This is a genomic window from Bifidobacterium sp. ESL0827 (assembly GCF_052606685.1).
In genome coordinates this window covers 990,705-1,014,162 of the sequence record NZ_CP199597.1, presented here as the reverse complement: position 1 = coordinate 1,014,162, position 23,458 = coordinate 990,705, and the positions used below count along the sequence as shown (strand labels likewise).

Annotated in this window: 22 protein-coding genes; 13 read left to right on the top strand and 9 right to left on the bottom strand. The window is 56.9% G+C overall.

Going from position 1 to position 23,458, the window contains the following annotated elements; all coding sequences use genetic code 11:
* Positions 1-10: 10 nt before the first annotated feature.
* Positions 11-1,006 (bottom strand): N(4)-(beta-N-acetylglucosaminyl)-L-asparaginase, encoded by a 996-nt coding sequence (locus tag ACUIAI_RS03995; protein WP_445342725.1) that lies wholly within the window; start codon positions 1,004-1,006, stop codon positions 11-13.
* Positions 1,007-1,494: 488 nt separating this feature from the next.
* On the opposite strand from ACUIAI_RS03995, the gene ACUIAI_RS03990 reads away from it, so the two are divergent.
* On the top strand, positions 1,495-2,760 hold the full coding sequence (locus tag ACUIAI_RS03990; protein ID WP_445342724.1) for an MFS transporter: 1,266 nt from the start codon (positions 1,495-1,497) through the stop codon (positions 2,758-2,760).
* Between the two features lie 47 nt (positions 2,761-2,807).
* The gene (locus ACUIAI_RS03985; RefSeq protein WP_445342723.1) at positions 2,808-3,836 is read left to right on the top strand and encodes an alpha-L-fucosidase; all 1,029 of its coding nucleotides are present in this window, start codon (positions 2,808-2,810) and stop codon (positions 3,834-3,836) included.
* A gap of 229 nt (positions 3,837-4,065) precedes the next feature.
* Here ACUIAI_RS03985 and ACUIAI_RS03980 read toward each other — a convergent pair whose 3' ends face one another.
* From ACUIAI_RS03980 to ACUIAI_RS03970, 3 genes are all read right to left on the bottom strand, one after another.
* Entirely contained in the window at positions 4,066-4,392 is a 327-nt protein-coding gene (locus ACUIAI_RS03980; RefSeq protein ID WP_146210538.1) for a hypothetical protein, read from the bottom strand.
* A complete protein-coding gene (locus tag ACUIAI_RS03975; protein ID WP_445342722.1) occupies positions 4,379-5,386 on the bottom strand; it encodes a hypothetical protein in 1,008 nt (335 codons plus the stop codon). Before ACUIAI_RS03975 ends, ACUIAI_RS03980 begins: the two co-directional genes overlap by 14 nt.
* Positions 5,387-5,737: 351 nt before the next feature.
* The gene (locus tag ACUIAI_RS03970; RefSeq protein WP_445342721.1) at positions 5,738-6,562 is read right to left on the bottom strand and encodes an oxidoreductase; all 825 of its coding nucleotides are present in this window, start codon (positions 6,560-6,562) and stop codon (positions 5,738-5,740) included.
* Positions 6,563-7,176: 614 nt separating this feature from the next.
* Between ACUIAI_RS03970 and ACUIAI_RS03965 the strand changes: the two genes are divergently transcribed.
* Positions 7,177-8,346, top strand: coding sequence for an aminotransferase class I/II-fold pyridoxal phosphate-dependent enzyme (locus tag ACUIAI_RS03965; protein WP_445342720.1), 1,170 nt, complete (start codon positions 7,177-7,179; stop codon positions 8,344-8,346).
* A gap of 57 nt (positions 8,347-8,403) precedes the next feature.
* Complete coding sequence (locus ACUIAI_RS03960) at positions 8,404-9,396, top strand: D-2-hydroxyacid dehydrogenase (protein ID WP_445342719.1); 993 nt, start codon at positions 8,404-8,406, stop codon at positions 9,394-9,396.
* A gap of 39 nt (positions 9,397-9,435) precedes the next feature.
* Here the strand turns inward: ACUIAI_RS03960 and ACUIAI_RS03955 are convergent, their stop codons facing one another.
* The gene (locus ACUIAI_RS03955; protein WP_445342718.1) at positions 9,436-10,026 is read right to left on the bottom strand and encodes a xanthine phosphoribosyltransferase; all 591 of its coding nucleotides are present in this window, start codon (positions 10,024-10,026) and stop codon (positions 9,436-9,438) included.
* 247 nt (positions 10,027-10,273) lie between these two features.
* On the opposite strand from ACUIAI_RS03955, the gene ACUIAI_RS03950 reads away from it, so the two are divergent.
* Both ACUIAI_RS03950 and ACUIAI_RS03945 read left to right on the top strand, forming a co-directional pair.
* Complete coding sequence (locus ACUIAI_RS03950; RefSeq protein WP_046322990.1) at positions 10,274-10,567, top strand: hypothetical protein; 294 nt, start codon at positions 10,274-10,276, stop codon at positions 10,565-10,567.
* A 206-nt stretch (positions 10,568-10,773) separates the two neighbouring features.
* Positions 10,774-13,290 (top strand): UvrD-helicase domain-containing protein, encoded by a 2,517-nt coding sequence (locus ACUIAI_RS03945; protein ID WP_445342717.1) that lies wholly within the window; start codon positions 10,774-10,776, stop codon positions 13,288-13,290.
* 27 nt (positions 13,291-13,317) lie between these two features.
* Here ACUIAI_RS03945 and ACUIAI_RS03940 read toward each other — a convergent pair whose 3' ends face one another.
* Positions 13,318-13,971: a response regulator transcription factor gene (locus ACUIAI_RS03940; RefSeq protein WP_254477437.1), complete on the bottom strand. Its 654-nt coding sequence runs from the start codon at positions 13,969-13,971 to the stop codon at positions 13,318-13,320.
* On the bottom strand, positions 13,968-15,230 hold the full coding sequence (locus ACUIAI_RS03935) for a sensor histidine kinase (RefSeq protein ID WP_445342716.1): 1,263 nt from the start codon (positions 15,228-15,230) through the stop codon (positions 13,968-13,970). The genes ACUIAI_RS03940 and ACUIAI_RS03935 overlap by 4 nt, the downstream gene beginning before the upstream one ends.
* Before the next feature lie 180 nt (positions 15,231-15,410).
* Here ACUIAI_RS03935 and ACUIAI_RS03930 point away from each other — a divergent pair, with 180 nt between their 5' ends.
* From ACUIAI_RS03930 to ACUIAI_RS03920, 3 genes are read left to right on the top strand one after another with little or no spacing between them, the layout of a single operon-like run.
* Positions 15,411-16,367, top strand: coding sequence for an ABC transporter ATP-binding protein (locus ACUIAI_RS03930; RefSeq protein ID WP_110412994.1), 957 nt, complete (start codon positions 15,411-15,413; stop codon positions 16,365-16,367).
* A gap of 41 nt (positions 16,368-16,408) precedes the next feature.
* Positions 16,409-17,602, top strand: coding sequence for an ABC transporter permease (locus ACUIAI_RS03925; RefSeq protein ID WP_445342715.1), 1,194 nt, complete (start codon positions 16,409-16,411; stop codon positions 17,600-17,602).
* A complete protein-coding gene (locus tag ACUIAI_RS03920) occupies positions 17,589-18,926 on the top strand; it encodes an ABC transporter permease (protein WP_445342714.1) in 1,338 nt (445 codons plus the stop codon). Before ACUIAI_RS03925 ends, ACUIAI_RS03920 begins: the two co-directional genes overlap by 14 nt.
* Before the next feature lie 16 nt (positions 18,927-18,942).
* Here ACUIAI_RS03920 and ACUIAI_RS03915 read toward each other — a convergent pair whose 3' ends face one another.
* Both ACUIAI_RS03915 and ACUIAI_RS03910 read right to left on the bottom strand, forming a co-directional pair.
* Complete coding sequence (locus tag ACUIAI_RS03915) at positions 18,943-20,220, bottom strand: MFS transporter (protein ID WP_445342713.1); 1,278 nt, start codon at positions 20,218-20,220, stop codon at positions 18,943-18,945.
* Positions 20,217-20,903, bottom strand: a complete 687-nt coding sequence (locus ACUIAI_RS03910; RefSeq protein WP_445342712.1) for a TetR/AcrR family transcriptional regulator — start codon at positions 20,901-20,903, stop codon at positions 20,217-20,219. The genes ACUIAI_RS03915 and ACUIAI_RS03910 overlap by 4 nt, the downstream gene beginning before the upstream one ends.
* A 318-nt stretch (positions 20,904-21,221) precedes the next feature.
* Between ACUIAI_RS03910 and rpsD the strand changes: the two genes are divergently transcribed.
* From rpsD to ACUIAI_RS03890, 4 genes are all read left to right on the top strand, one after another.
* On the top strand, positions 21,222-21,848 hold the full coding sequence (gene rpsD, locus ACUIAI_RS03905; RefSeq protein ID WP_015021916.1) for a 30S ribosomal protein S4: 627 nt from the start codon (positions 21,222-21,224) through the stop codon (positions 21,846-21,848).
* A gap of 105 nt (positions 21,849-21,953) precedes the next feature.
* The gene (locus ACUIAI_RS03900; RefSeq protein ID WP_445342711.1) at positions 21,954-22,622 is read left to right on the top strand and encodes a histidine phosphatase family protein; all 669 of its coding nucleotides are present in this window, start codon (positions 21,954-21,956) and stop codon (positions 22,620-22,622) included.
* A 92-nt stretch (positions 22,623-22,714) separates the two neighbouring features.
* Positions 22,715-23,146 carry a DUF948 domain-containing protein gene (locus ACUIAI_RS03895; RefSeq protein WP_445342710.1) on the top strand — a complete coding sequence of 144 codons (432 nt, stop codon included), beginning with the start codon at positions 22,715-22,717 and terminating at the stop codon, positions 23,144-23,146.
* Positions 23,146-23,385, top strand: a complete 240-nt coding sequence (locus tag ACUIAI_RS03890; protein WP_445342709.1) for a hypothetical protein — start codon at positions 23,146-23,148, stop codon at positions 23,383-23,385. Before ACUIAI_RS03895 ends, ACUIAI_RS03890 begins: the two co-directional genes overlap by 1 nt.
* Positions 23,386-23,458 lie beyond the last annotated feature (73 nt).

Sequence of the window (23,458 nt, the reverse complement as noted above, 5' to 3'; positions counted from 1 at the left end):
TGATAAATGGTTATTTGATGGACGTCTTGAGCGAGCGTTCATATTCCTGCAACCATTCCTTGGTCACTGGTTCGATTCGTGTTCCGCCCTCGCCGTCCGGATTGGCCATGAGTATTCGTATTTGCTCGTCTTTCTTAGCTGTGCAGAAGGTGAATTCTACGTTTGTGGCGACCCCCCATTCTCCTCTCTTGTTGAGAGCGATCATTGAGATCTCGCCTACTTTGCCGTAGCGGTTCCTCAGGAGGTCGTCAAATTTGTAGACTGCAGAATCGCAGGCTTCCTGCGGGCTCAAGCCGCTTCCCATCAGGGCGACGATCCGATAGGAGAGGCACCCTTTCATGATGTCTTCTCCCAGCCCGGTGGCGGCCGCCCCGCCGATGGTGCTGTCCACATAAAAGCCCGAGCCGGGTAGGGGAGAATCGCCTACTCTGCCAGGTTCCTTCATGAAGAGACCCGATGTTGATGTGCCGGCAGCCATCGAACCATGTGCATCCAAGGAGATGGCCCCGACCGTATCGTGCCCTCGATAGGGGCCTGCAGACTCCGGTGTTGTGGTTTTGGCGGCTTCCAGCTCCCAGCGCTTTCTGGCCCTGTCCGTCAGCATATTGCGCATTTCGAACCCGCTGACCTGGGCGTAACGAGTCGCCCCCTGCCCGACCAGAAAGCTGCTGGTATGGCGTCGACTCAGCTGCCTGGCCACGGATATGGGGTGGAGTACATGCTGGATGCCGGCCACGGCTCCCAAAGCCATGCTGTTCCCGTCCATGAAGGCGGCGTCCATCTCCATCTCACCTTCCCGGTTGGGCAAAGCACCATAACCGACGGAGGTGTAATCGGGGTTGGCCTCAACCTCACGGATCAGTGTCTCAACAGCATCGCCCGCATGGCCATCCTCTTCAAGATCGGAATTTGACTTGACCATCCCTTCATAGGCCATCCGCCATGTGGCAATAGAGGCCCATGTGGATTGATCGTGGCTGACTATCTGTGAGGATGAATCACTCATTTCCTTGGTTCTTTCTATCGGTGCGGTCGTTGACTGCTCTTGGGTGGATCACAAAAACTGTTTTTAAGCAGAAGAGCAGGCGAGACCTCAGCCGGTCGATGAATGATCGAGCTGATGGACCATGCTCCTGAGGGGACAGCCGTCAGTAGCGGGCTTACCTCGCCCGCATGCAGACAGCAACGATGTCCTCTGCCTTATCTCTTCTGTCAATGATAATTAATAAAGATACTTTTGTTTCGGAATGTCTTGCCAGCGCTCCTATTGTTTTATCAGCATCAGCTTTTGCGTACATACCTTAAGGCAGGCTTAAAAGGCCGAGTTCCAACAATTTGTTTGGTGAACGCTGGATGGCAGATCCGGCCGATTCTGCGTGACGCAACACCTTCGGCATGTACAGTTTCCAATTTGATATATACTATTAACAAACTATTATCTATTGAAATAGTTCGGGACCAAGATGGTTCATTGAATCTAGTTGTGTGCAGTACATGAGTCAATCAAGTGCTCGCCATCGTAAATGCGAATGCGATGACAGTTCCGAGGAAGGGACTTTCATGGAGTCAAAAGAGAAACAGGTGAACACCAGTTCACCGATTTTGATGTTGGGCATCTTATCCATATCATTCCTGATGTCGGTTTCGAACGCCGTCTCGGGGACCATCCCGCTGATGAAGGAGTACTTCTCCAATATCTCGGAGGCCAACGTAGAGCTATTGGTCGTCATCCCCACGGGAGGCGTCCTGCTGGGAACAGTGGTCAGCGGCCTCATATCCAACAAGCTGGGCAAGAAGTACACGGTCCTTTTGGGGCTCATCGTCTCCTTGGTCTTCGGAGTCATCCCTGCCTTCTTCTACAACTACCCAGCCATTTTCCTGTCGAGGGCCATGTTCGGCGTGGGCATGGGCATCTTCACCCCGCTAAGCGTCTCCTACATCACTGATGTCTTCCCTGAGAAAATCAGGAACAGGCTTTTGGGTTGGAGGAACTCCGTCGGCGCCATCGGCGATTCGATCATGCTCTTCATTGCAGGATTCCTGATCAATATCTCCTGGCATGCCACTTATCTGGTCTTCCTCTTCCTGATCGTTCCAATCGTCCTCGTCTCCCTTTTTGTCCCCAAGCGGCTTGACCGAGTCATCGTGGAGGATGGCAAGGAGGTTGAGGAAGACACTTCCATCAAGCCGTCTACCAACGGCGGCGTCATCCAGCTGGCCATCCTCTTCCTCTTCGTCTGCCTCTTCTATTCGGCTATCTCCCTGAAACTGGCCAGCCATATGGTCGATTCACACATAGGCTCTGCAGCTGATGCCACCAGGATCTTCGGCTTCCTGGTACTCTGCTCGATCATCTCAGGCATCGCCTTCGAACAGCTCGCCAAGTGGTGCGGACGATACACCGTCTTCATCTTCGAGGTTCTGACGGCAGTGGTCATGATCGCTATGCCCTTCACCAACTCCATTCCGATCTTGCTGGTTCTGGTCCTGGTGGCAGGGTTCTGCAATGGCATCATCAATCCGGCTCTGACTGCCCGCATGGTGGCCTATTCGCCCAAGGGCTCCATGAACCTGACCACTTCGATCATCCTAATCGGCATCAACATCGGCTCCCTGGTGGCTCCCTACTTCTTCCAAGCCTTGGGCGGGGTGCTTGGCAATAAAGACCCAGGTTTCATGATCATGTGCGCAGGTATCTGCTACGTGATTCTGGCCCTTTATGATGCCTTCGTCGTCAAGAAGGACAAGCTGACCATCTGAGAGTGGTCATTGCGACTCGTATCAATCAACAGAAACAGAGGCAAATAATGAGCGATACCGTGGAATGGTTCAAGCAAGCCAAGTACGGAATGATGATTCACTGGGGTCTCTATTCACTCCTGGGAGGGGAGTACCAGGGGAAGTCGTCTAGCAACTATGCTGAATGGATCCAATCCAAGCTTCAGATCCCCAACAAGGAGTACGAACGCCTGACCCAGGCCTTCAACCCCATTTATTTCGACGCGGATGCCATAGTTGACCTGGCCAAGCGCTGCGGCATGCAGTACCTGGTCGTCACAACAAAGCACCATGACGGCTTCGCCATGTACCGGTCGCTGGTGGATCCTTACAATGTCTATGATGCGACGCCCTTCCACAGGGATGTGATCGGCGAGCTGTCATTGGCCTGCCGCAAGGCTGGTCTGCGATTTGGTCTCTACTATTCGCAGGACCTGGACTGGCACGAAGCGGATGGCGGCGGATACCTCTCAAACGACATCGAGACGGCAGGCACCACCTGGGACAACAGCTGGGACTTCACAGGGGAGAAGAACTACGACCGGGCATTCGAGCACAAGATCATGCCGCAGATTGAAGAGATCATGAGCAACTACGGGGAAATATCGGTCGCTTGGTTCGATGTTCCTATGACCCTCAGCGATGAGCAGAGCCAGACCATCTACGATACAGTCAAGCGCCTGCAGCCCGACTGTCTGATCAATTCCAGGCTGGGTAACGGCCGCTATGACTATGTCTCTTTGGGGGACAACGAGATTCCCGAAGATTCGGATGCCAGCGACAAGGCCGTCTCGGATGGAAATGTCGATTACAACTCGATCGAAGGATTCAAGCCCTCAAAGCTTGGCCTCTACGAGACCGCCGGGACCATCAACGATTCCTGGGGATTCTCATATCATGACCAAAACTGGAAGAGCCCGCAGACCATTCACGATTACAAGGCCCATCTGAACAAGTACGGCATCAACTATCTGCTCAACGTCGGTCTGGATGGATTGGGACGAGTTCCCATGGCTGCTGAGCAAGCACTACTGGGAGCGCGAGCTTTGGAGGCCTAAGGAATCGGAATTCTATGAATCAGCCAAGGAACCTTGTCGAATGGATACCATTCCCGTCCGACAAGGTCCCTTTGCTAGCTACTTGTTTAGCTTCACAGTCTTGGCGACTTCACAAAATGGGACTTCTGTGTTTGGGGGTTTATGCAGGTTATAGGTTCAGTCATACTTATAGCGGTACTTTACAACTGTGAAAGCAGATGTTTGACGAATACCGTGTTTGCGTGAACCCTTATTTTGGAAGAAATTTGATCGCTTTCGCTGCAACTGAAATAATTGTCTTGCTATTTTTTGCGACGAAACTACCAGCTACCAACAAGCCTCCGCCGATGGCGGTGATGTTTTTCTTCGCATGATCTGCGCTGTCTTTTCTTTTTGCTAGACAGCGAGCACAGTAAATACCATCCGGATTATCGAGGAAAGTGTGGCAACTACGGGATCTGCATACGGCCATCAGTTGTGAGCCGCATTTCGGACAGTAATCGAAGTCTTTTTTATAATGGACGTTCTCTTTGTAAGAGTCACATTCCTGGTTGGTGCAACCTCTAACGCTCTTCATGGATCTCATCCGTTTCAGCAGATAACTTAAGGTACAAGTGTTTCTCGGGCAATGCTAGGGATTTGCTTAGATTGGAAACGTCAAGTTGAAGTGCGGCTCGAGATCGCCAAATTCCCTGTTCTGTTCCTGTATCGGAGCGATCGCATTCTGCTAGAAGGCCGGCATTGTCTCCCACAGTCGACTTGATAAAGTGCGAATATGTTTCCAAGGCTTTCGCCATGGCCTTGGGCTCTCCTTGCTCGCAAAAAATGGCCGCTCTGGCAATTGACGCCTTGTGTATGGCAGGAAAGCAACCGTTGATGCTCTCCATTCTTTCATCGATGAGTTTTGTGCGTCTGCCTTTTTCATGCTCGTAGTCGCCATTAGCGAGATATTTTACGTCAGACTCCATTTCCAACTCGAGTTGGGCCTCTGCGTCCGATAGAGCGCGCAAGGCCTGAGATATAAGGAGCTTTCTAAGAGTTTCATCGTCAACTTCACGGGCTTGCAGATAAAGGCGCATACCGCTCTGTAGGATGCCGAGCCTGTCGTTCTGTTGCCCCTCGAGAACTTCCTGCACGCGCACATCTATGACTGCAATTTGGCGGGCGATGTCTTCAAGCTGACCTTGAATTGCCCTGAGTTGTATTGCGTTCGCCGCTTGAAAGGGATCAACTCCCTCGCTGAAATCCTCGCGCTTGATGGGCAATTTCTTTCCATATCGCCCGTTAGGATCTAAAAGTTGGGCAAAGGTGTTGCCTGCTCTATCGGTAGTTAGCTTGATGTCACCATTAGCGATGGCATCGAGAGTATTTTTTGGAACATCTACCACCAGACGAAAATCGTTATTCATGGCTTTATGAGCCAAGGCAAATCCGGAGGATTCACGTTCCAGTGCATGAACCATGTCTTTAATGGCGGTATTGCTTTTAGAGATGCCATTCCTTATTCCGTTCCGGAAAAATGCCAAGGGCGAGTCCGGATCGGCGCTGAACTCAGATTCTTCAGGCTTCAACGAAACCCCCTATTGAAAGACATGTCGGCTGCACGCTAATAACTGACGATAATTAATTAGATTATAACCGTCCATTGCTCAAAGGCACTTAAAGCAATTGCTTTGTTTGGGGGGAGTCAGTAACTAAGACAAATATCAACGAATTGGCACGGCAAAGTACTTGCAATACCCCAACCCAACGTCGTTCACACGGCTGCCCTCATCAACAGCAGCCTTAGGCAAGGAAAGTGAGGTATATCAGACTCTTGGTATTCCACAGTAGCTAGGTCAGAATTTTATCTCACTAAACTTAAACTTCCTTGCGCACATCTGGCTTTAATTGTGTATCGCTCTGGCATATAGTTTTAGCGTTTAGAGGTCCTTGGCATGGACCATCAGGTAGTCCCAGGCACGGGTGGGGAGCAGGGAATGAAGGGCGATCAAGGGTTTGGCTCCGAAGCCCAGAAGGTAGCGTGGACGAGGATGGCGTACTATCGAGGCATGGACAATGGCCCTGGCGATAACGGATGGCTGGGTCAAATGTCTGCTGCAATAGAGCTTGCGCAGTCCGTTAGCAGCTCGAAACCCCGACTTTTGATAGGCGCTTTTGCTGGTGACTGACTGAAGGTGGTCGGCGGCGATCGCACCCCAGTTGGTGGCAATGGCCCCAGGCTCGATCAGGACCACGTCGATGCCGAAGGGACGCATTTCCATGCGCAGGGCGTCACTGAAGGCTTCAAGGGCATACTTGGTGGCATGGTACCAGGCACCCATATAGGTGACCATCCGGCCTGCCATGGATGAGGTGTTGACGATTCGGCCGCGTCTGGCCCGGCGCATGGCGGGCAGTACCAGCTGGGTCAATCGGGCAAGTCCGAAGAGGTTGACCTCGAATTGTCGACGGACCTCGTCAATGGAGACCTGCTCTACCGGGCCATAGGACCCGTAGCCGGCGTTGTTGACCAGCAGGTCGACACGCTTTTCCTTCTGCAGAATTCGTGCGACAGCCTTCTCGATGGATGCAGAATCGGTCAGATCCATCTGCACAGCCGTCACCCCCTTGTTGCCAAGCTGCTTCAGTCGTTCGACACGTCGTCCTACCGCATATACCTGGTATCCACGGTCGGCGAGAAGTCGAGTAGTTTCATACCCTATGCCGCTGGTGGCTCCAGTGACGAGTGCTACTCGATTGGTCATTTCCTCACCCCTTTTGGCCGACACATCCAAGAATTCTGTCTCTTGTTTGTCTTTGAGGCAAAGTATATGACAGAGACCTCAATGCATGGGCGCAACAGTCGGATATGGAATGGAAGCTTGTAGGGGGGGGGCTATCTGAATATGCTGATTACGGATTCGTGGGCTGCGATTCGCCAGGATGGTGAATGAGCGATTCGAGGAAACATCCCAAAGGAACCTCAACATAAATCTCGGAAAATTTGAGATCAATCTCGTCTGGCTTCGCCTGTCTTGTCATAGGCACGTTTATTTTGGATGCTTGTGGCGTCCGCAAAATGGAAGCACCTGGTCAAATAGTGGTCGCGTTCATTGGATTGCTGGAACTTCGCTGTACGCTTATTATTAATGCTGATTGTAGATTCCACAGGAGGTTTCAGCATGCAGGGCACACGATTTACCTATTGGTGGCACGGATTCGATCTGTGACGCCGGGTGCCTTGTAGGAACGGTTGCACGGATCGGAACCCACCGGCCCTGCAGTCGTCGACAGCATTTCCCATGCATCGTCACCGCATAGTCGGTAAGGCAGCACCAACAACAGTGGTTGTAGTAACCGCATGGGAAAGGACAAGCCAATGACATTGGCGGATCATATGAATGCCAGGGTCAAAGCTCTGGCGCCGAGCGACATACTCGAGTTCAACAAGGAGATCGCCGGAATAGACGGCATCGTGAAGCTGACTCTGGGTGAGCCTGACTTCTTCACCCCAGAGCACGTCAAGCAGGCGGGTATCCAGGCCATCCAAGACAACCACAGTCATTACACCGAGAGTCGCGGCATGCCCAGTCTTCGTAAGGCGGCTGCCGACTATCTTCACGCCAAGTACGGGCTGGACTACGACCCTGACAGCCAGATTGTGATCACAGCCGGGGCCACAGGGGGCATCTTCTCGGGCCTTACCGCCATGATCAACCCGGGTGATACGGTCATTCTGCCAACGCCTATTTTTCCTCTCTATATTCCAATCGCCCAGCTGAGCGGCGCCAAGACCGTCTTCGTCGACACATCCGATGACGGCTTCATTCTTAAGCCGAACAAGCTGGAGGCCGCCATCGAAAACAGTGATGGTCCAGTCAAGGCCCTGGTGCTCAACTATCCGACCAACCCTACTGGCGTGACCTATGCCCGAGAGGATCTGGAGGCCCTGGCCCAGGTGGCACGCAAGCATGGCTTCTTCGTGCTCAGCGATGAGATCTACGCCGAGCTGACCTACCAGGGCACTCATGTATCCATGGGCACTATCCTTCCCGAGCAGACGGTCGTTCTTGGCGGGGTTTCCAAGTCCCATGCCATGACTGGATGGCGGGTCGGCATCGCCGCTGGCTCCGCCGACGTGATTGATCAGATCAGCAAGGTCAACGAGTTCACTGTTACCTCGGTGACCACCAATGCCCAGTATGCAGCTCAGGAGGCTCTGACCAAGGGCATGAATGACACGGATCCGATGCGCGAAGCCTATCGCAAGCGGCGGGACTATCTGGTCAAAGCTTTGCCTGAGGTCGGGCTGGACGTGATCGATCCTAAGGGCGCCTTCTACATCTTCGCCCGACTGCCCGAGGGCATGCGCGACAGCTGGAGCTTCGTCTACGACCTAGCGCGCAAGGCCAAGGTGGCGGTAATTCCCGGAGCAAGCTTCGGGCCCGGGGGAGAAGGCTACGTCCGCATCTCTTATGCCGCCTCCATGGAGGATCTGCACACCGCCGTGGAGCGGATCGGCGACTATATGCGTCAGAATTGCGGATGATTCTCTGGCGATTCATCCGACAACCATCAAAGAAGATAGATACCAAGGACAGGAAAAATGACCAGCATTCTCATGTATTCAGTACGCCCCGACGAGCAGGAGGCCATTCAGGCCTGGGCCCAAGCCAATGACATTCAGGTGGACACCACCGACCGCGATTTTGGGATGAAGACCGTGGACATGATCAAGGGATACGACGGAATCGTCATCCAGCAGCATGCGGCCCTGTCTGAGCCCGAGCTCTACCAGCGGCTCAAGGAGTATGGTCTCAAGCAACTGACCCTGCGAATCACCGGGTATGACATCGTCAACCTGCAGGCCGCTCGGGAGAACGGGTTGGTCGTCACCAACGTGCCTGCCTACTCGCCCCGGTCCGTCTCCGAACTGGTTCTGGCCCAGGTCATGCGTCTGGTCCGGCATCTTGGCGAGGCCAGCGCTCGCGAGGCCAATGACGACTATACCTGGGATGGGCTTCAGGCCCACGAGATCCACAACCTGACCGTGGGGATCATCGGAGCCGGCAAGATTGGATCGGCCGTGGCCAGAATCTTCCGGGCCCTGGGCTCCACCGTCATCGCCAACGATCCGGTTCACCGCCCCGAGCTGGCAGACACACTTGATTACGTGGATTTGCCCACCCTTTTGAAACGGGCCGACATCGTCACCGTTCATACGCCGTTGGACGAGACCACCCATCATTTGATCAACGCGCAGGCCCTGGAAGCCATGAAGCCCTCGGCCTTCCTGATCAACGCCGCCCGAGGCCCCATTGTGGACACCCCGGCCCTGATTGAGGCCCTGCAGACCAAGTCCATCGCCGGTGCTGCCATCGACACCATCGAAGGGGAGGCCGGCATCTTCGAAAAGGATCTGAGCGGGACCAAGGTCGACAACCAGGCCCTGGAGACCCTCAAGGCCATGTCCAACGTGGAGGTCTCGCCCCACATCGGCTTCTACACCGATGCCGCCGTGACCTCCATGGTCAACATCTCCCTGAACGACGTGAAGACCATTCTGGAGGGTGGCACCAGCGAGCATCAGGTGGACTGACCGTATTATTTACGCGACCCAGACCGGACGCCGACCTGCTCAGGCAGGATTGGGAGCAAAGGTAATGGTGCCCTGGTCCGGGTCCATGCTTTCCACAATGGCCAGGGACTTGAGGTTGTAGCCCTCTTTGCGCAGGGTACGGCCACCCTCCTGGAAGCCCTTCTCCACGGCGATGCCGATGCCCTCGATGACGACCTTGGCGTCGTGGCAGATGTCGATCAGACCGTGCAGGGCGTTGCCCTTGGCCAGGAAGTCGTCAAGGATCAGCACGTGCTCGCCCACCTTGAGAAAGCGCTTGGCCACGATGACGGGGTACTCACGCTGCTTGGTGAAGGAGTAGATGCGGGCCGTGTACTGGTCGCCGTCAAGGTTGATGGACTGGGTCTTCTTGGCGAAGACCACCGGCACGTCCCCGAAGTGGCGGGCGGCCAGGCAGGCGATGCCGATGCCGGATGCCTCGATGGTCAGAATCTTGTCGATTTGGTGACCGGCAAACAAGCGGGCCCACTCAGCTCCCATGTGGTCGAAGAGCCGCACGTCACACTGATGGTTGAGGAAGGCATCCACCTTGAGTACATTGCCAGGCTTGACCGTGCCCTGGCGGCGGATTCGCTCCTCAAGTTCCTGCATGTCATCGTCCTTGTCGTCATGAAAGCGGGACCCTTATGGTCCCGACGGATAGACACCAAGATAACCCGGTTCTGGGACTGTGGTCCGGCTGCCCTGATCCGTCAGGTTTCACCGCCAGCGGATTGGAGTGTCTTCCTGGCGTGTCAGCCCGTCAATCCGCGGATTTAAGGCCCTGACTGTTACAGTGAAAATTGACCGCAATGGTCACGCATCGTCGCGGTGCGTTAAAGGACCTAAGGAGGACCATATGGGGATTCTGGATGATGCAAAGGATGCCATGAAGTCTGCCGGCGAGAAGATTTCCGACGTCGCAGGCGATGTAAAAGACACCGTTATGGACAAGGCATCCGATGCCAAGGACGCCGTTGCCGACAAGATGGGCGACGCCAAGGACGCTGCCCAGGACAAGTTGGGTGACGCCAAGGACGCCGCCTCCGACAAGATGGACCAGGCCAAGGCCGATGCCAAGGTCGGCAAGGCCAAGGCTGAGCAGGGCGCCACCGAGGCTGTCAACAACGCCAAGGACCAAGTGCGCAACTGACTGGGTCATCTCGACTTCCCCCGACTAAATCCCGTTCGCTTTCCCTATCTAAGGCGGACGGGGTCTTTTATGTCTGCTGACATCTCTGCTGGCTAACCCTTGAGCCAAGATCCGATGACACCGCTTTGTGGTAGAAATGGTTGTTTGCCGGGTGTGCGCCATCCGGCCTGTGACGGTGACGGAGACCAGATGGCAAGAGGTGGCTTGTGAACGAGGAACCGGACTTGATCCAGCGCAGTGCCAAGGAGCTGCTCAAGGGGCTCAACGATCGGCAGGCCGAGGCAGTACAATACCAGGGGCAGGCCCTGCTGATCGGTGCAGGTGCAGGCTCGGGCAAGACCAGGGTGCTGACCCGCAGAATCGCCTGGATTCTCAGTCAGTTTGGCGCCTGGCCCAGTCAGATTCTGGCCATCACCTTCACCAACAAGGCGGCCTCCGAGATGCGCGAACGTCTGCGCAGGTTGATTGGGCCTGTGGCCGACCGCATGTGGGTGTCCACCTTCCATTCAGCCTGCGTGCGTATTCTGAGGCGAGATGGCAGGGAGATCGGCTTGCGATCGGGCTTCACCATCTATGACACAGCCGATTCCGAGCGCCTGATCAAGCTGATCGGCAAGGATCTCAACATTGATCTGAAGCGCTACACCCCAAGAAACATTCTGAGCCACATATCTGACTACAAGAACAACCTGCAGGATTGGCGCACGCAGCTGCAGGAGTACGCCCCCGACTACCGGCCCGGTCAGCGCGGCCAGCAGATCACCGCCCGCTTCGGCAACGAGGAAGAGCTTTACTCCGTGGTCTACGCCGAGTATGAGCACCGGCTGGCTCAGGCCAACGCCGTCGACTTCGACGATCTGATCGTACGCACGGTCCAGTTGCTCCAGCAGTCCCCAATGGTGGCGCAGTATTACCACCATCGCTTCCGTTATGTGCTGGTGGATGAGTACCAGGACACCAACCATGCCCAGTACGTGCTCATGCGTGAGTTGGCCGGTGCCGATGTCGATAAGCAGGATCCCGCCTGGATCACCGTGGTAGGGGATTCAGACCAGTCCATCTATGCCTTCCGTGGGGCCGATATCAGCAACATCAGGGACTTCGAGAAGGATTTCCCCGGAGCCCGGACCATCCTCCTGGAGCAGAATTATCGTTCCACCCAGACCATTCTGGATGCGGCCAACGCAATCATCGTCAAGAACGAGGGACGCAAGCCCAAGAAACTCTGGACCGCCCTTGGCAAGGGGGAGCCCATCGTGGGCTACGCAGCCGACAATGCTCAGCAGGAGGCAGCCTGGATCGCCACTGAGATCGCCCGGCTGCGCAGTGAGGAAGGCATTCCATACTCCGACATGGCCATCATGTACCGGGCCAACGCCCAGTCCCGCGCCCTGGAAGAGGGGTTGATCAATGCTGGCCTGCCTTATCAGCTGGTGGGCGGTACCCGCTTCTATGAGCGCAAGGAGATCAAGGACGCCCTGGCCTATCTGCACGCCATCGCCAATCCCCAGGACGATGTGAACATGCGGCGGATACTCAACGTGCCCAAGCGGGGTCTGGCGGCACGTGCCGAGGCGGCGGCGACCTCCTATGCGGATCTGCATCAGGTCTCCTTCTGGGAGGGGGTGCAGCATATCGAAGAAGTGCCTGGGGCTTCCACGCTGATGGTCAAGCGGATGAAGGCCTTCAGGGATCTGATCACCTCCCTGACCGGCTTTGCCGCAGAGCACGATACCAAGCCGTCCCAGATTGTTGAGAAGGTTCTGGAGGAATCCGGCATGTTGGACGAGCTGCGCAAGTCGGTCGATCCACAGGATGCCTCCCGGCTGGAGAACCTTGGCCAGCTGCAGTCCGTGGCCGCCGAGTTCGAGCAGAAGACTCCTGACGCTACGCTGGCCGGCTTCCTGGAGACCACGGCACTGGTGGCCGACTCGGACCAGCTGCCAGGCCTGGGCGACGACTCGGGCAAGGTGACGCTGATGACCCTGCACACGGCCAAAGGTCTGGAGTATCCGGTGGTCTTCCTGACCGGCATGGAGCAGGGAACTTTCCCGCACTCCCGTTGCCTTGAGGATGCCGACGAGATGCAGGAAGAGCGTCGGCTGGCCTATGTGGGCGTGACTCGTGCCAAGCGGCGTCTCTACCTGACCCGGGCGGCCGTCCGCTCTCAGTGGGGGCAGGTCAATGAGATGCTGCCTAGCCAGTTCCTGGACGACATCCCTGACGAGTTGATCGACTGGAAGCGTCGACAGGCAGGAAACGAGCGGATGCGCGCAGGTTGGGACCTGGGTGATGACGAGAACGAATTCGGTGGTTTCGAGGATGAAAGCGATGGCCGCGCATTCGGTCATAGTTCATTCGGCGGCTTTGGCTCGGCACGCAATGGGTACGGACGGTCGCGAGCCTCCTCTCAGCGGTCATTCGGATTATCCGGATACGGATCTCGTAGCTCTTCCTCCAGGAATGGAAGGGTCACGACCCGGAGGAGCACAGCAAGCTCATCGTCCTCCGCACACGCTGGCAGGGCCTCGGCCCAGCCCAAGTCGAATGGCCTGTCCATTCAGGATTTCTCCCTGGGAGACAGGGTGGCCCACGACCAGTATGGCCTGGGCAAGGTGGTCGACATTCAGGATAAGGGGCACAACTCGGTTCTGACAGTGGACTTTGGCTCCGAGGGGACCAAGAGGCTGATGCTGCGCTTAGCTCCGATCGAAAAGCTCTGAACACTCGAGACCTTAGAAGCTGTATGCTCACGGCTCTTGCGAGGACAGCCATTCCACGGCGAGCTGGGTCCGGTTGGACAGGTTGGTCTTGGACAGGATGGCTGAGATGTGATTGCGGACGGTGCCCTCACTGAGATAGAGCCGCTTGGCAATGGCCTGGTTGTCGAGGCCGTCGGCCACCAGAGCGACGATTTCACTCTCACGGTCGGTCAGTGTTTGGAAGCGCCGGGTAACAGGTTCTGCTGGGTCTTTTCGTGTTTGCTCCTCCTGCCTGCCAAGTGAGAGATTAGCCACTGCTTCAGCGCCAAGAACCGTCTGTCCCGCCATGACGGCTTGGAGGGCCGGCACCACCGAAGCCACGTCCTGCTTGATCACATAGCCCTTGGCACCCAAGGCCAGAGCACGGGAAATATACTCCTTGTCTGCAAAGGTGGTCAGAAAGAGCACACGGGCAGCCGAATCCATGGCGATGATGTGCTCCGCCGTCTCCAGACCGTCCATGCCAGGCATCTGCACGTCAAGCAGCAGCACGTCAGGCCTCCCACCAGCGGCCTGGTAACAATCCAGGGTTGACTGACCGTCATTGGCAGTCCAGAGCACGTCTGCAGTACCGGTTGCCGTTAAAATCGTTGATAGGGACGAGCAAACGATCGGATCGTCATCAGCGATAGCGACTTTCATGCCATTACCCTCTTATTCTCTAGATGCTTTGTTGCGCTTTGGTTGGTCCAGGGTTCCTTGGGCAAGGATACGAAAACCTTCCACCCTTGTCGGTTGGGTCCGCTGTTGGCCGTGCCTCCCAAGGCTCTGGCCCTGGCTTCCATATCGGCCAGCCCCATGCCACGCTGGAGCCCTGGCTTCTTTAGGTGCGAGCTGTCAGGCTGCGATTGCTGAATCCCGCCGTCGTCCTGCACCACCATCTGCCAGAAGGCCGGGAGGTCGCGCAGAATGACCTGTGCCGTCCTGGCTGAAGAATGCCGGACCGTATTGGTAAGGGCCTCACGAACAATGGTGGCCAGGCAACGACACACTGGTGCAGGGGCTGTCTTAATGCCGTTGTTCAAATCGACCTTTAGCCGCCCCATGGAAGCCTTGGAGCTGGCATCCTCCATCTGGGATGCGAAATCGGTGCCCTCATCCTCCAAGTCATGCACTGAACGACGAATCGTAGTCATGGCCTGGTCCAAGGTCTTGCCGACACTTTCAAAGACCTGCTCGGTACCCTGATCGCCCTTGCTCTGAGCAACCACCCGGCCAGCCTGTGTCTGCATGATGGCTCGGGTGAGCAGGTGGCCCACATTGTCATGAATATCTCGGGCGATCCGGGTCCGTTCCGATAAGTGCGCCATCCGGGTCGCCTGGGCTCTCTCCTCGTCCAGATCGCTGATGCGGCCATGCAGTTGGCGAATCCTGTAGCGCTCGGTGTCTTCAATCTGCCATACGCGACCCTTAGCCACGGCTAAGTGCGCGCACGTCAGTCCGCCGCCTTGCGCCAGTGCCGAGGTCAATGAAGCCAGCAGGGCATAGCGTTGGGGAAGGCCTTTGAAGAGTATGAGGTCGGCCATGGCAGGTATCAGCCAAAAGAATGCCGGCATCAAGGCCAAGAGCAGCCTGGGCCAGGCCAATCCGGAATTCTTGGCTTGGGGATCTTTCATGCCGAATGACCTGGTGACTGGAACCATGGTTCCGAGCCCGACGCCCGCCTCAAAGGCCAGGGCTGGCAGGAAGAAGAGCCAGTCTGGTATGAACGTTGCCAAAAGCGATACCAGAGCGCCGCCCCACATGGAACCTGGCGCAGGCAGCAGCCATTCACACAGGGCTCCTGCGGCTACTGAGGCCAAAAGGCCAGCGATCAGGGTGCCTGATACCCCTGAACCATACCATGATCCGCATAAGGTCCCCAGGCCAAGCAGGACCAGCCAGCCAGCTATCCTGCCCATGAATGTCTCCTCGCCCTGTTGCTCTATTGTCTCAAATAGTAATTGTCGGGCTACCCGTTCCTGAGCCTAAGCGCAGGCAAGACTACCCATGACAAATGTCATAAGTTGTGATTTGACCGTCTACAACATTGATGACGGCTGTCATGGTGTTGGGCCAGCCCTAGCTGGGATGATGGAATCATGAACAGTTCACGTGAGCAAGAGCCGGCCTTGCAGGTCAGCGCATTGGTGAAGCGCTACGGCGACATGGTGGCCTTGGACCACTTCGACATGGAAGTCAGCCGAGGTGAGGTATTTGGACTGCTTGGCCCCAATGGTTCAGGCAAGTCAACCGCCATCAACTGCATACTGGCCCTGCTCAGCTTTGAATCGGGGACGGTTCGGATATTCGGGCAGGAGATGACCCCGACCTCCTACGACCTTAAAAGTCATATAGGCGTGGTTCCACAGAATGTGGCCGTCTTCAACGAACTGAGCGTGCAGGAGAACATCGACTATTTCTGCTCCCTCTATGTGCCCAAGAAGGCCGACCGCAAGGATCTGGTTGAGCAGGCCATTGACTTCGTGGGACTGGGCGACTTTCGCAAGTTCCGTCCCGGCAAATTGTCGGGCGGTCTGCTGCGTAGGCTCAACATCGCCTGTGGCATCGCCCATCAGCCCGACCTCATCTTTTTCGACGAGCCCACCGTCGCCGTTGACCCCCAGAGCCGCAACGCCATCCTGGAAGGCATCGAACGGCTGAACGCCCAAGGGGCCACGGTGGTTTACACCAGCCATTACATGGAAGAGGTGGAGGAGATCTGTACGCGCATCATGATCATGGACCACGGTCGTCAAATTGCCCTGGGCACTGCCGAGGAGCTCAAAGGCATGGTCCAGGTCGGCGAGCAGGTCACCGTCGAGACTCTGGATCTGCAGGACTCCACCCTAGCCCGGATTCGTGCCCTGCCCCTGACCCAATCCGTCGACTATGACGGCAAGGAACTGGTCATCCATTGTCGCCAGGGTGAGCACAACCTGCAGGACGTGCTGACGGTCCTGGAATCCACCAAGACCAGCTACGGCCACCTGACCAGTCGTCCGCCATCCCTGAACGACGTGTTCCTGGAACTGACCGGCAAGGAACTGCGCGACTGAGCGCGGTCCCAAGGCTCAATTGCCGTAAGGAGCACCTATCCATGTGGAACTCATTCCTGATCAACGTCAAGACCTCGATACGCAACACTTCCTCTCTCTTCTGGGTCCTGGCCTTCCCAGTCATTCTGGCCGCTCTGATGCTGGGCATCATGGGCAATCTGCAAGACAGTTACACCGCCGAGGCACAGCACTTCGCCATTGTTTCGGACGCTAACTGGAAAGCCAACCCAGGTACTGACGAGTTGGTTTCCTCACTATCGAAGAAACCCAAGGCAGGATCCGAGGACACTCAGCTGCTTGTCCCGACGACAGTAGCTTCCCGGGACGAAGCAAATACGCGTCTGGATAGCCGGAAGGATATTGGCTACCTGTACGCGGGCCCTGACGGACTGGTCAACATGGTCCTGTCCGACCGCGAAGCCGCCAGTATCCAATCCGATGCAACCGCCTCCGAAGGCATCGCGGTCTCCATTCTGTCTGCCTCGCTGGGCAGCTTCAACCAGGCCAACTCCGCAAGGGCAGCCATTGCCTCACCAAGCAACCAAATTCTGCTGCAATCCGGCGGGCAAATCTACACAAAGCAGATCCGCCTGACGCACATCCACCCTTCAATGACTGCACCCTACTTCTTCGCTGTGCTCGCTATGGCCTGCCTTATCGGTGCCAGCACCGCCGCCGAGATGATAGCCAAGACTCAGCCCAACCTTTCAGCCCTAGGAGCCCGACGGGCCAGCTCGCCCAGCCCCAAGTGGAGGCAGGCAGCGGGCGCCTTCCTGGCCTCCTGGCTCGTCTCCGCAGTCAGCCTCCTGGTCGCCTACATCTTCGTCCGCACAGTTTGCGGCGTGCAAACCGGTGGTCGTGACCCGATAGCCCTCATAGCCATCGCCGTGGGCACCTTTATGGCCACCGCTTTCGGCTCTATGATGGGTGCGATTCCCAAACTCCCCACCGAAACGAAGGTTGGCCTGGTCATAGGCATCGACTGCACCCTGAGTGCCTTTATCGGCCTCTACGGCAGCATGACTATGGACCTCAACAACGCCATCCAGGAGCATGCTCCTATCCTTCACCTGCTCAACCCAGTCAAGCAGGTCTCCAACCTCTTCTATGACATTGTCTACTACGACAGCCTGGCACCCTTCGCCCGCACCTGCGGCATCCTGGCCATTATGGCCGCTATCTTCCTGACCACCTGTGGTCTGCTCCTAAGGAAACAACGGTATGAATACTTGTAAAACAGCACTACGCGTCATCTGGGCGCATAAGTTCTACCTCCTCCTGTACCTGGTGGGCATGAGCCTGATCATGATTGTCGTCGGTTCCGCGAATATGCAGGCCGCGGTGCGTGCCAATGCCTCAAGCTCGGTTGGTCGCTTTGAACCCGCACGTGCGAAGGTGGTCGTCATCAACAGGGATTGCGGTAACCAGGCTGGTTGCGATCTGGGCCAGGGTCTGAAGAAGTATTTGGGCAAGTCGGCCCATCTGGAGACAGTCGACGATAAACCTCAGGCTCTGCAGGATGCCAACGTATCCGGCAAAAGTGATTTAACTGTCATCATTCCTAAGGGATATGGTCAACGGTTCCTTGAGGCACTTGAAGACACTGCTGCCCAAGCTCACAGCGGCGGTAAGACGTCCGATTTTCCCAAAGTTGAAACGGCTGCCTCCTATAATTCCAGCCGTGGCAGTCTGGCACAATTGCAGGTGGACAGTTATTTTGATGCTCTTCGTACTGCCTTGCTTACGGGTCTGGGCCAAAACGATTCGATGGATCTGCATTTGTCTACGGCGGTCAAGGATGCTGCTGCTTATGCTGTGGCCCACTATTCCGGAAACCAGCCACATGTGGGCATCCATGCCAGCCCGAAGACTGATGGCCACGGAGCCCTGTTGAAAGGCTTCGCTACGACAGTCGCCCTGGCTGCTTTTCCCTTAATGACGGCATTGACGGTCTGCGTTGCCACGCTCTTCGGAGCTTTCATTTCTCCTGACCGACATCGACGCCTGCTTGCCTCTCCAATGCGATCAACCAGCCTGAATGGGCAGGAACTCACGGCAGCCCTCATTGTGGCAGGCTTCTCCTGGGCATACTACGTGGCACTTGTTGCCTTCAGTATGGCGGCATCGGGGGTGTCCCTGATCTCGCTTGGCTGGGGGAGGGTGCTGCTGAGCTTTTTCGTCATGCTGATATTTGCTGTGTCGGCGGCCTCCTTTGGATTCATGCTTGCTCAGTTCAATCCTTCCTCTTCTCTCATAAACTCCGTCGGGGTCACCTTCGGCTTGGTGGTTATGTTCACCTCCGGATCGAGTGCCGGCGGCGCCCTGCCTCCGGTCATGCAGACCATCGGCAAACTGACGCCGGGCTGGTGGTACAACACTGCAGTCCAATCAATAATGGATTCAAGCACAACTGGTTTGGCCTCCTGGGGCCTTCCACTGACTGTGGTTGCACTGTTCGCTCTGGCTTATGTCTGTGTCGGTCTCATGGTCTCCCGTCTGACACGCACCCGGGCCACCCTGGTCGCTCCTGTCAGCTCCGACCCCAGTATGATCGGATGACGCCTGATTTTGCCAGTCATTCGTCCGGTTTCATGGCCAGCCTGGCTATCAGACAGGTAAGCAGTGTCACTATGACTACTCCAGTGATAATCAGGGTCATGGGGCAGTGGTCGATTAGTGGGCCGAAGGCGGCCTGTCCCAGCGGAATCGCACACATGCATAGACTGTTGGTCAGCCCTATTACCTTGCCTATCAGCATTGCAGGGGTATGAATCTGCTCATAGGACAGGGAAGTGATGTTGACCGTCTGCACTATTCCCGCAGCCAGAGCTATGCACCCGGTTACCAGGGCGAAGAGGACATATGTAGGCAAATGCAAAAGCAGCCCTGCCGCAATGGGCAGGAGGACCAGGGCGCTGCTCGAGAGCAGTATGGGTATCCGTTGCAGATAGAACCAGTTTGGACGGATGGAAACCAAGATGGCTCCAAGCAGGCTCCCGCAGGCCAGTATTCCTTCAGCCAGCCCCTGCATGGCATTGCTCAGACCCAGCGTGCGAGTGACCATATATGGCAAGGCCACGTTGATGTAGGAGGCAAAGATCAGGTTGGCCGCCAGGCTGAGTCCTATGACCACTTTGAGGTTGCCATGTCTGACCAGAAATTGTGCAGCGGCTTTGGTGTCCTCGACCAGGTGGATAACCAGCGCTCTTGGGCCTTGTGAGGGGCCCTGCGCTGGTTCGGGAATCCTGACGGCGATTTTGATCCAGACGGCGGAAAGAAGACAGACCAAGGCGGCAACCCCGACCACTTGCATGATGCCGAAGAATCCCATGACCATGCCGGCCAATACTGGTCCGATCATTCCTACCAGGGAGATCGCCTGGGAAACCAGCGCTGATGCACGGGTCAGGTCTTTTCTGTCCACCAGACAGTGAAGGGCCGCCTGCACCGTTGGGCTGTAACAGGCTCGGTAGGCATTGACCAGCATCATGCAGGCCACGGTCAAAAAAACCGGGTCGATTTTGTGGCTTATCAGGATGTACAAGAAGGCGGTCAATGCCGACAGAATGTCCAGAACCGCCATGGTGGACTGCTTATGCAGACGGTCGGCCAGAGCCCCGCCCAGAGGGGTCAGGAGTATGGATGGAAGGACTGCCAGAGCGGATGCCATGCCATAGAGGGATGCCGATCCTGAAATATTGAGCAGGTGAAGCGGCAGAGCGAAGACCAAGCATGTTTGCCCCAGATTGGAGAGAATCTCAGTCGTCAGAAGAGCAATGAAGGGCGGTGTCAGCAGCCCCCTGCCCTTGGAGCGGCCTCGACCTGAGTCTTGGTCGTGAGCGGGCGGGTTCATATCGCGACTTCGCTTTCGGTCTTTTCCTTCTCGTTGCCCTTGGTGTCGGTGCCGAAGGAGGCCAATAGGTCGGAGAATCCCTGATCTTGCAGGGGGATGCCCAAGCTTTGCATGATCGAGAAGAAACAGGCGGCTCTGGTGCGCAGCTCTGCCTGCGTGCCCCGGCGAAAGAAGGGCAGCAGCCACATGTTGGCCAGTAGGCGAAGGATCTCTGCGGCTTGTTTGACGTGTTCCACATGCAGAGAGCCGTCCTGGTTGCCCTGTTCCAAGAGGTCGACAAAGTCGTCCCGCTCGTCCACCACGGCGGTGAATTCCATGCCGATCATCTTGGGATTGGCTTTTGGATTGAATTTGCGGAACATCAGATCCGCGGCCTCCAGTCTCTTTCGCGCTCGCTCAGGGGAGAAGAGCGACTGCAGCTGCTCCAAAGCCGTGCCTTGCTTCGACCAGTTTTGGGCTTTGCCGGACGTCTCGCTCATGGTGTTCATCAACCTATTGGCCACGGCGTCGAAGAGATCTTCCTTGGACTGGAAGTGATGGTAGACGGCTCCCTTGCTCAAGCCTGCTGTCGCATTGATGATGTCTTGCATGCTGGTTTTGTCATAGCCCTGGCTGGTGAAGAGCTCAGTGGCGGCTTTGATGATCCGCTCCTGTGTCAGCTCGGGGTGTGCGTTGCGGGCCATGGCCGTCTTCCTTTCAGGTCGCTGAGTTCAATCGTCATTGATCGGTTGGGGGAATCTTCATGCCTTGAATCAATTACATACCGACCGTTGGTATGAATATATCACAACATACGCTCTGCTGTAGGTCGCGCTCATGTGGTTTAATAAACACTTGGTTTGAGCATTTGTGCGCGAACCTATCTGGAGTCTCAGCCCATCAATGGGTCGGCGGCCGCAAGGTCGTTCGTGCTTGGCACGGTGAAGCATTGGAGAGGCCTGACTCGACGGTTTCGGCCGTCTTCGTTCAGATAACGACAGAAGCAAGTAAGGATTGCATCAATGACTAACATTCAGCGTGCGCGTCGCCAGGTCCGCCTGTCCCGCGCTCTGGGCATCGCCCTGACTCCCAAGGCCCAGCGCCTGTTCGAGAAGCGCCCCTATGGCCCCGGCGAGCACGGCCGCAGCCGCCGTCGCACCGAGTCCGACTACGCCGTCCGTCTGCGTGAGAAGCAGAGGCTGCGCGCCCAGTACGGCGTTTCCGAGAAGCAGCTGCGTGCCGCCTATGAGCGGGGCACCCACGAGTCCGGCCAGACCGGTGCCGCCATGCTTCGCGAGCTGGAGTGCCGCCTGGACAACCTGGTCCTGCGCGCCGGCATCGCCCGTACCACCGCCCAGGCCCGCCAGTACGTGGTTCACCGCCACATCCTGGTCGACGGCAACATCGTGGACCGCCCCTCCTACAGGGTCAAGCCTGGCCAGACCATCCAGGTCAAGCCCAAGAGCCAGACCATGGTCCCCTTCCAGATTGCCGCCGAAGGCGTCCACCGGGATGTGCTGCCCGCAGTCCCCGGCTACCTGGACGTGGACCTGGCCTCCCTGAAGGCCAGCCTGGTCCGCAAGCCCGAGCCGGAGGAGATCCCGGTTCAGATCAACATCCAGTACGTGGTCGAGTTCTACGCTCGCTGACCACTAGGAACTTCCACTAGTAACTTTGAGGCCCCGGTCCGTCCGGGGCCTTTTGCATGTCAGGATCTGCCGAGCCTGCTGGGACATGGGTGGGATAATGGGGGCATGTTGCTCCATCTGTATGTCGTCCGCCATGGGCAGACCTATTTCAACCGCTACAACCGTCTTCAAGGCTGGTCCAACTCGCCGCTGACTGCATCGGGGCTGGAGGATGCCGACCGTGCGGGCCATAAATTGAGCAAGGTGAACTTTGCTGCCGCCTACTGCTCGGACACCACCCGCGCCCAGGAGACAGTCCGCAGAATCCTGGACCAGAACCAGTCGGAGAACAAGCCTGAGCCGGTCAGCGACAGCCACTTCCGCGAGCAGTTCTACGGCTACTTCGAAGGGCAGGACATGGCCATGGCCTGGTGGGCCGCAGGCGCGCCTCATGGGGCGGGCACCTACCAGCAGATTGTGGATCAGTTCGGCCTTGCGGCTACCAGGGACTTCCTCAAGGAGGCCGATCCCTTCGGTGATGCGGAGTCCGACAGCGAGTACTGGACGCGCATTGCCGGCGGATTCGCACTGATTGCCGCCGACCCGCATCTTAAAGATGGCGACCGTGTCCTGCTGATCTCGCACGGCAACACCCTGCTCAGTCTGGTCAACCGATTCGGCGGCGGGCGTTATGACACCAGCAGCCGCCCGAGCAACGGAAGCGTCACCATATTCGACTTCGATACGGAGGCCCCCTTTGAGCGCGCCCTGCAGGTTCGGTCCTTCAACCGTTGAACCGGCTTCAACCGGCCGGTCATGGCCTGGTCTGATAGACGGCGCGTGCTAGCGTTGTCCCCAGTATCGTACCAATGGAAGAGAGGTAGCAGATGGACGTAGGACAGATTGCCGGCCTGATAGCGGCCATTGCCTTCGCTATCTTGGCAGGGTTTCTGATCTATCCCCTGATTCGTCTGGGGAAGCTCTTCGACCAGCTGGCACAGACCATCAAGCAGGCGGGCGACCATGTCGTGCCCACCCTGGACGAGTCCGCCAGCACGGTCACCCAGCTCAACCAGACCCTGACCGACGTCAATCGCATCTCCGCAGCGGCTTCGACCACGGCAGGCAACGTCGGCGCCCTGACCGACCTGTACGGATCCATGCTGGGCAAGCCGGTCATCAAAGTGGCAGCCTTCCTCTATGCCCTGCGCAAGACGATCTCGTCATTCCTTTCTGGTGGCCGCAACAGCGCCGAATCTAAGTCCTCCACAGCAAAAAAGGCCAATGACGGCCAAGGGAACGAGGGGAGTACCCGCTGATGTTCAAACGGATCTTCTGGATGGGCCTGGGCGTCACGGCAGGCGTACTCCTGGTGACCAAGGCCGAGGCCTATGTCAGGGCCAATACCCCCAAGCGTGCAAGGGAATTCGTGCTGGGCGAGGACCAGGACCAGGTGGCCTCACGGACCCTGTCCGGCCTGGTACGCCAGTTCACCCAGACCATGCACCAGCGGCAGGATGAGCTGGACCGCCGCTATCTGGACCGTTTCCAGGGCTGAGCCTGGGGCGGACAGGCCAGGACAGATGCGCCTGGCCGGTGTAAAATCACCATATTCAGCTAAGAGTCCGGAG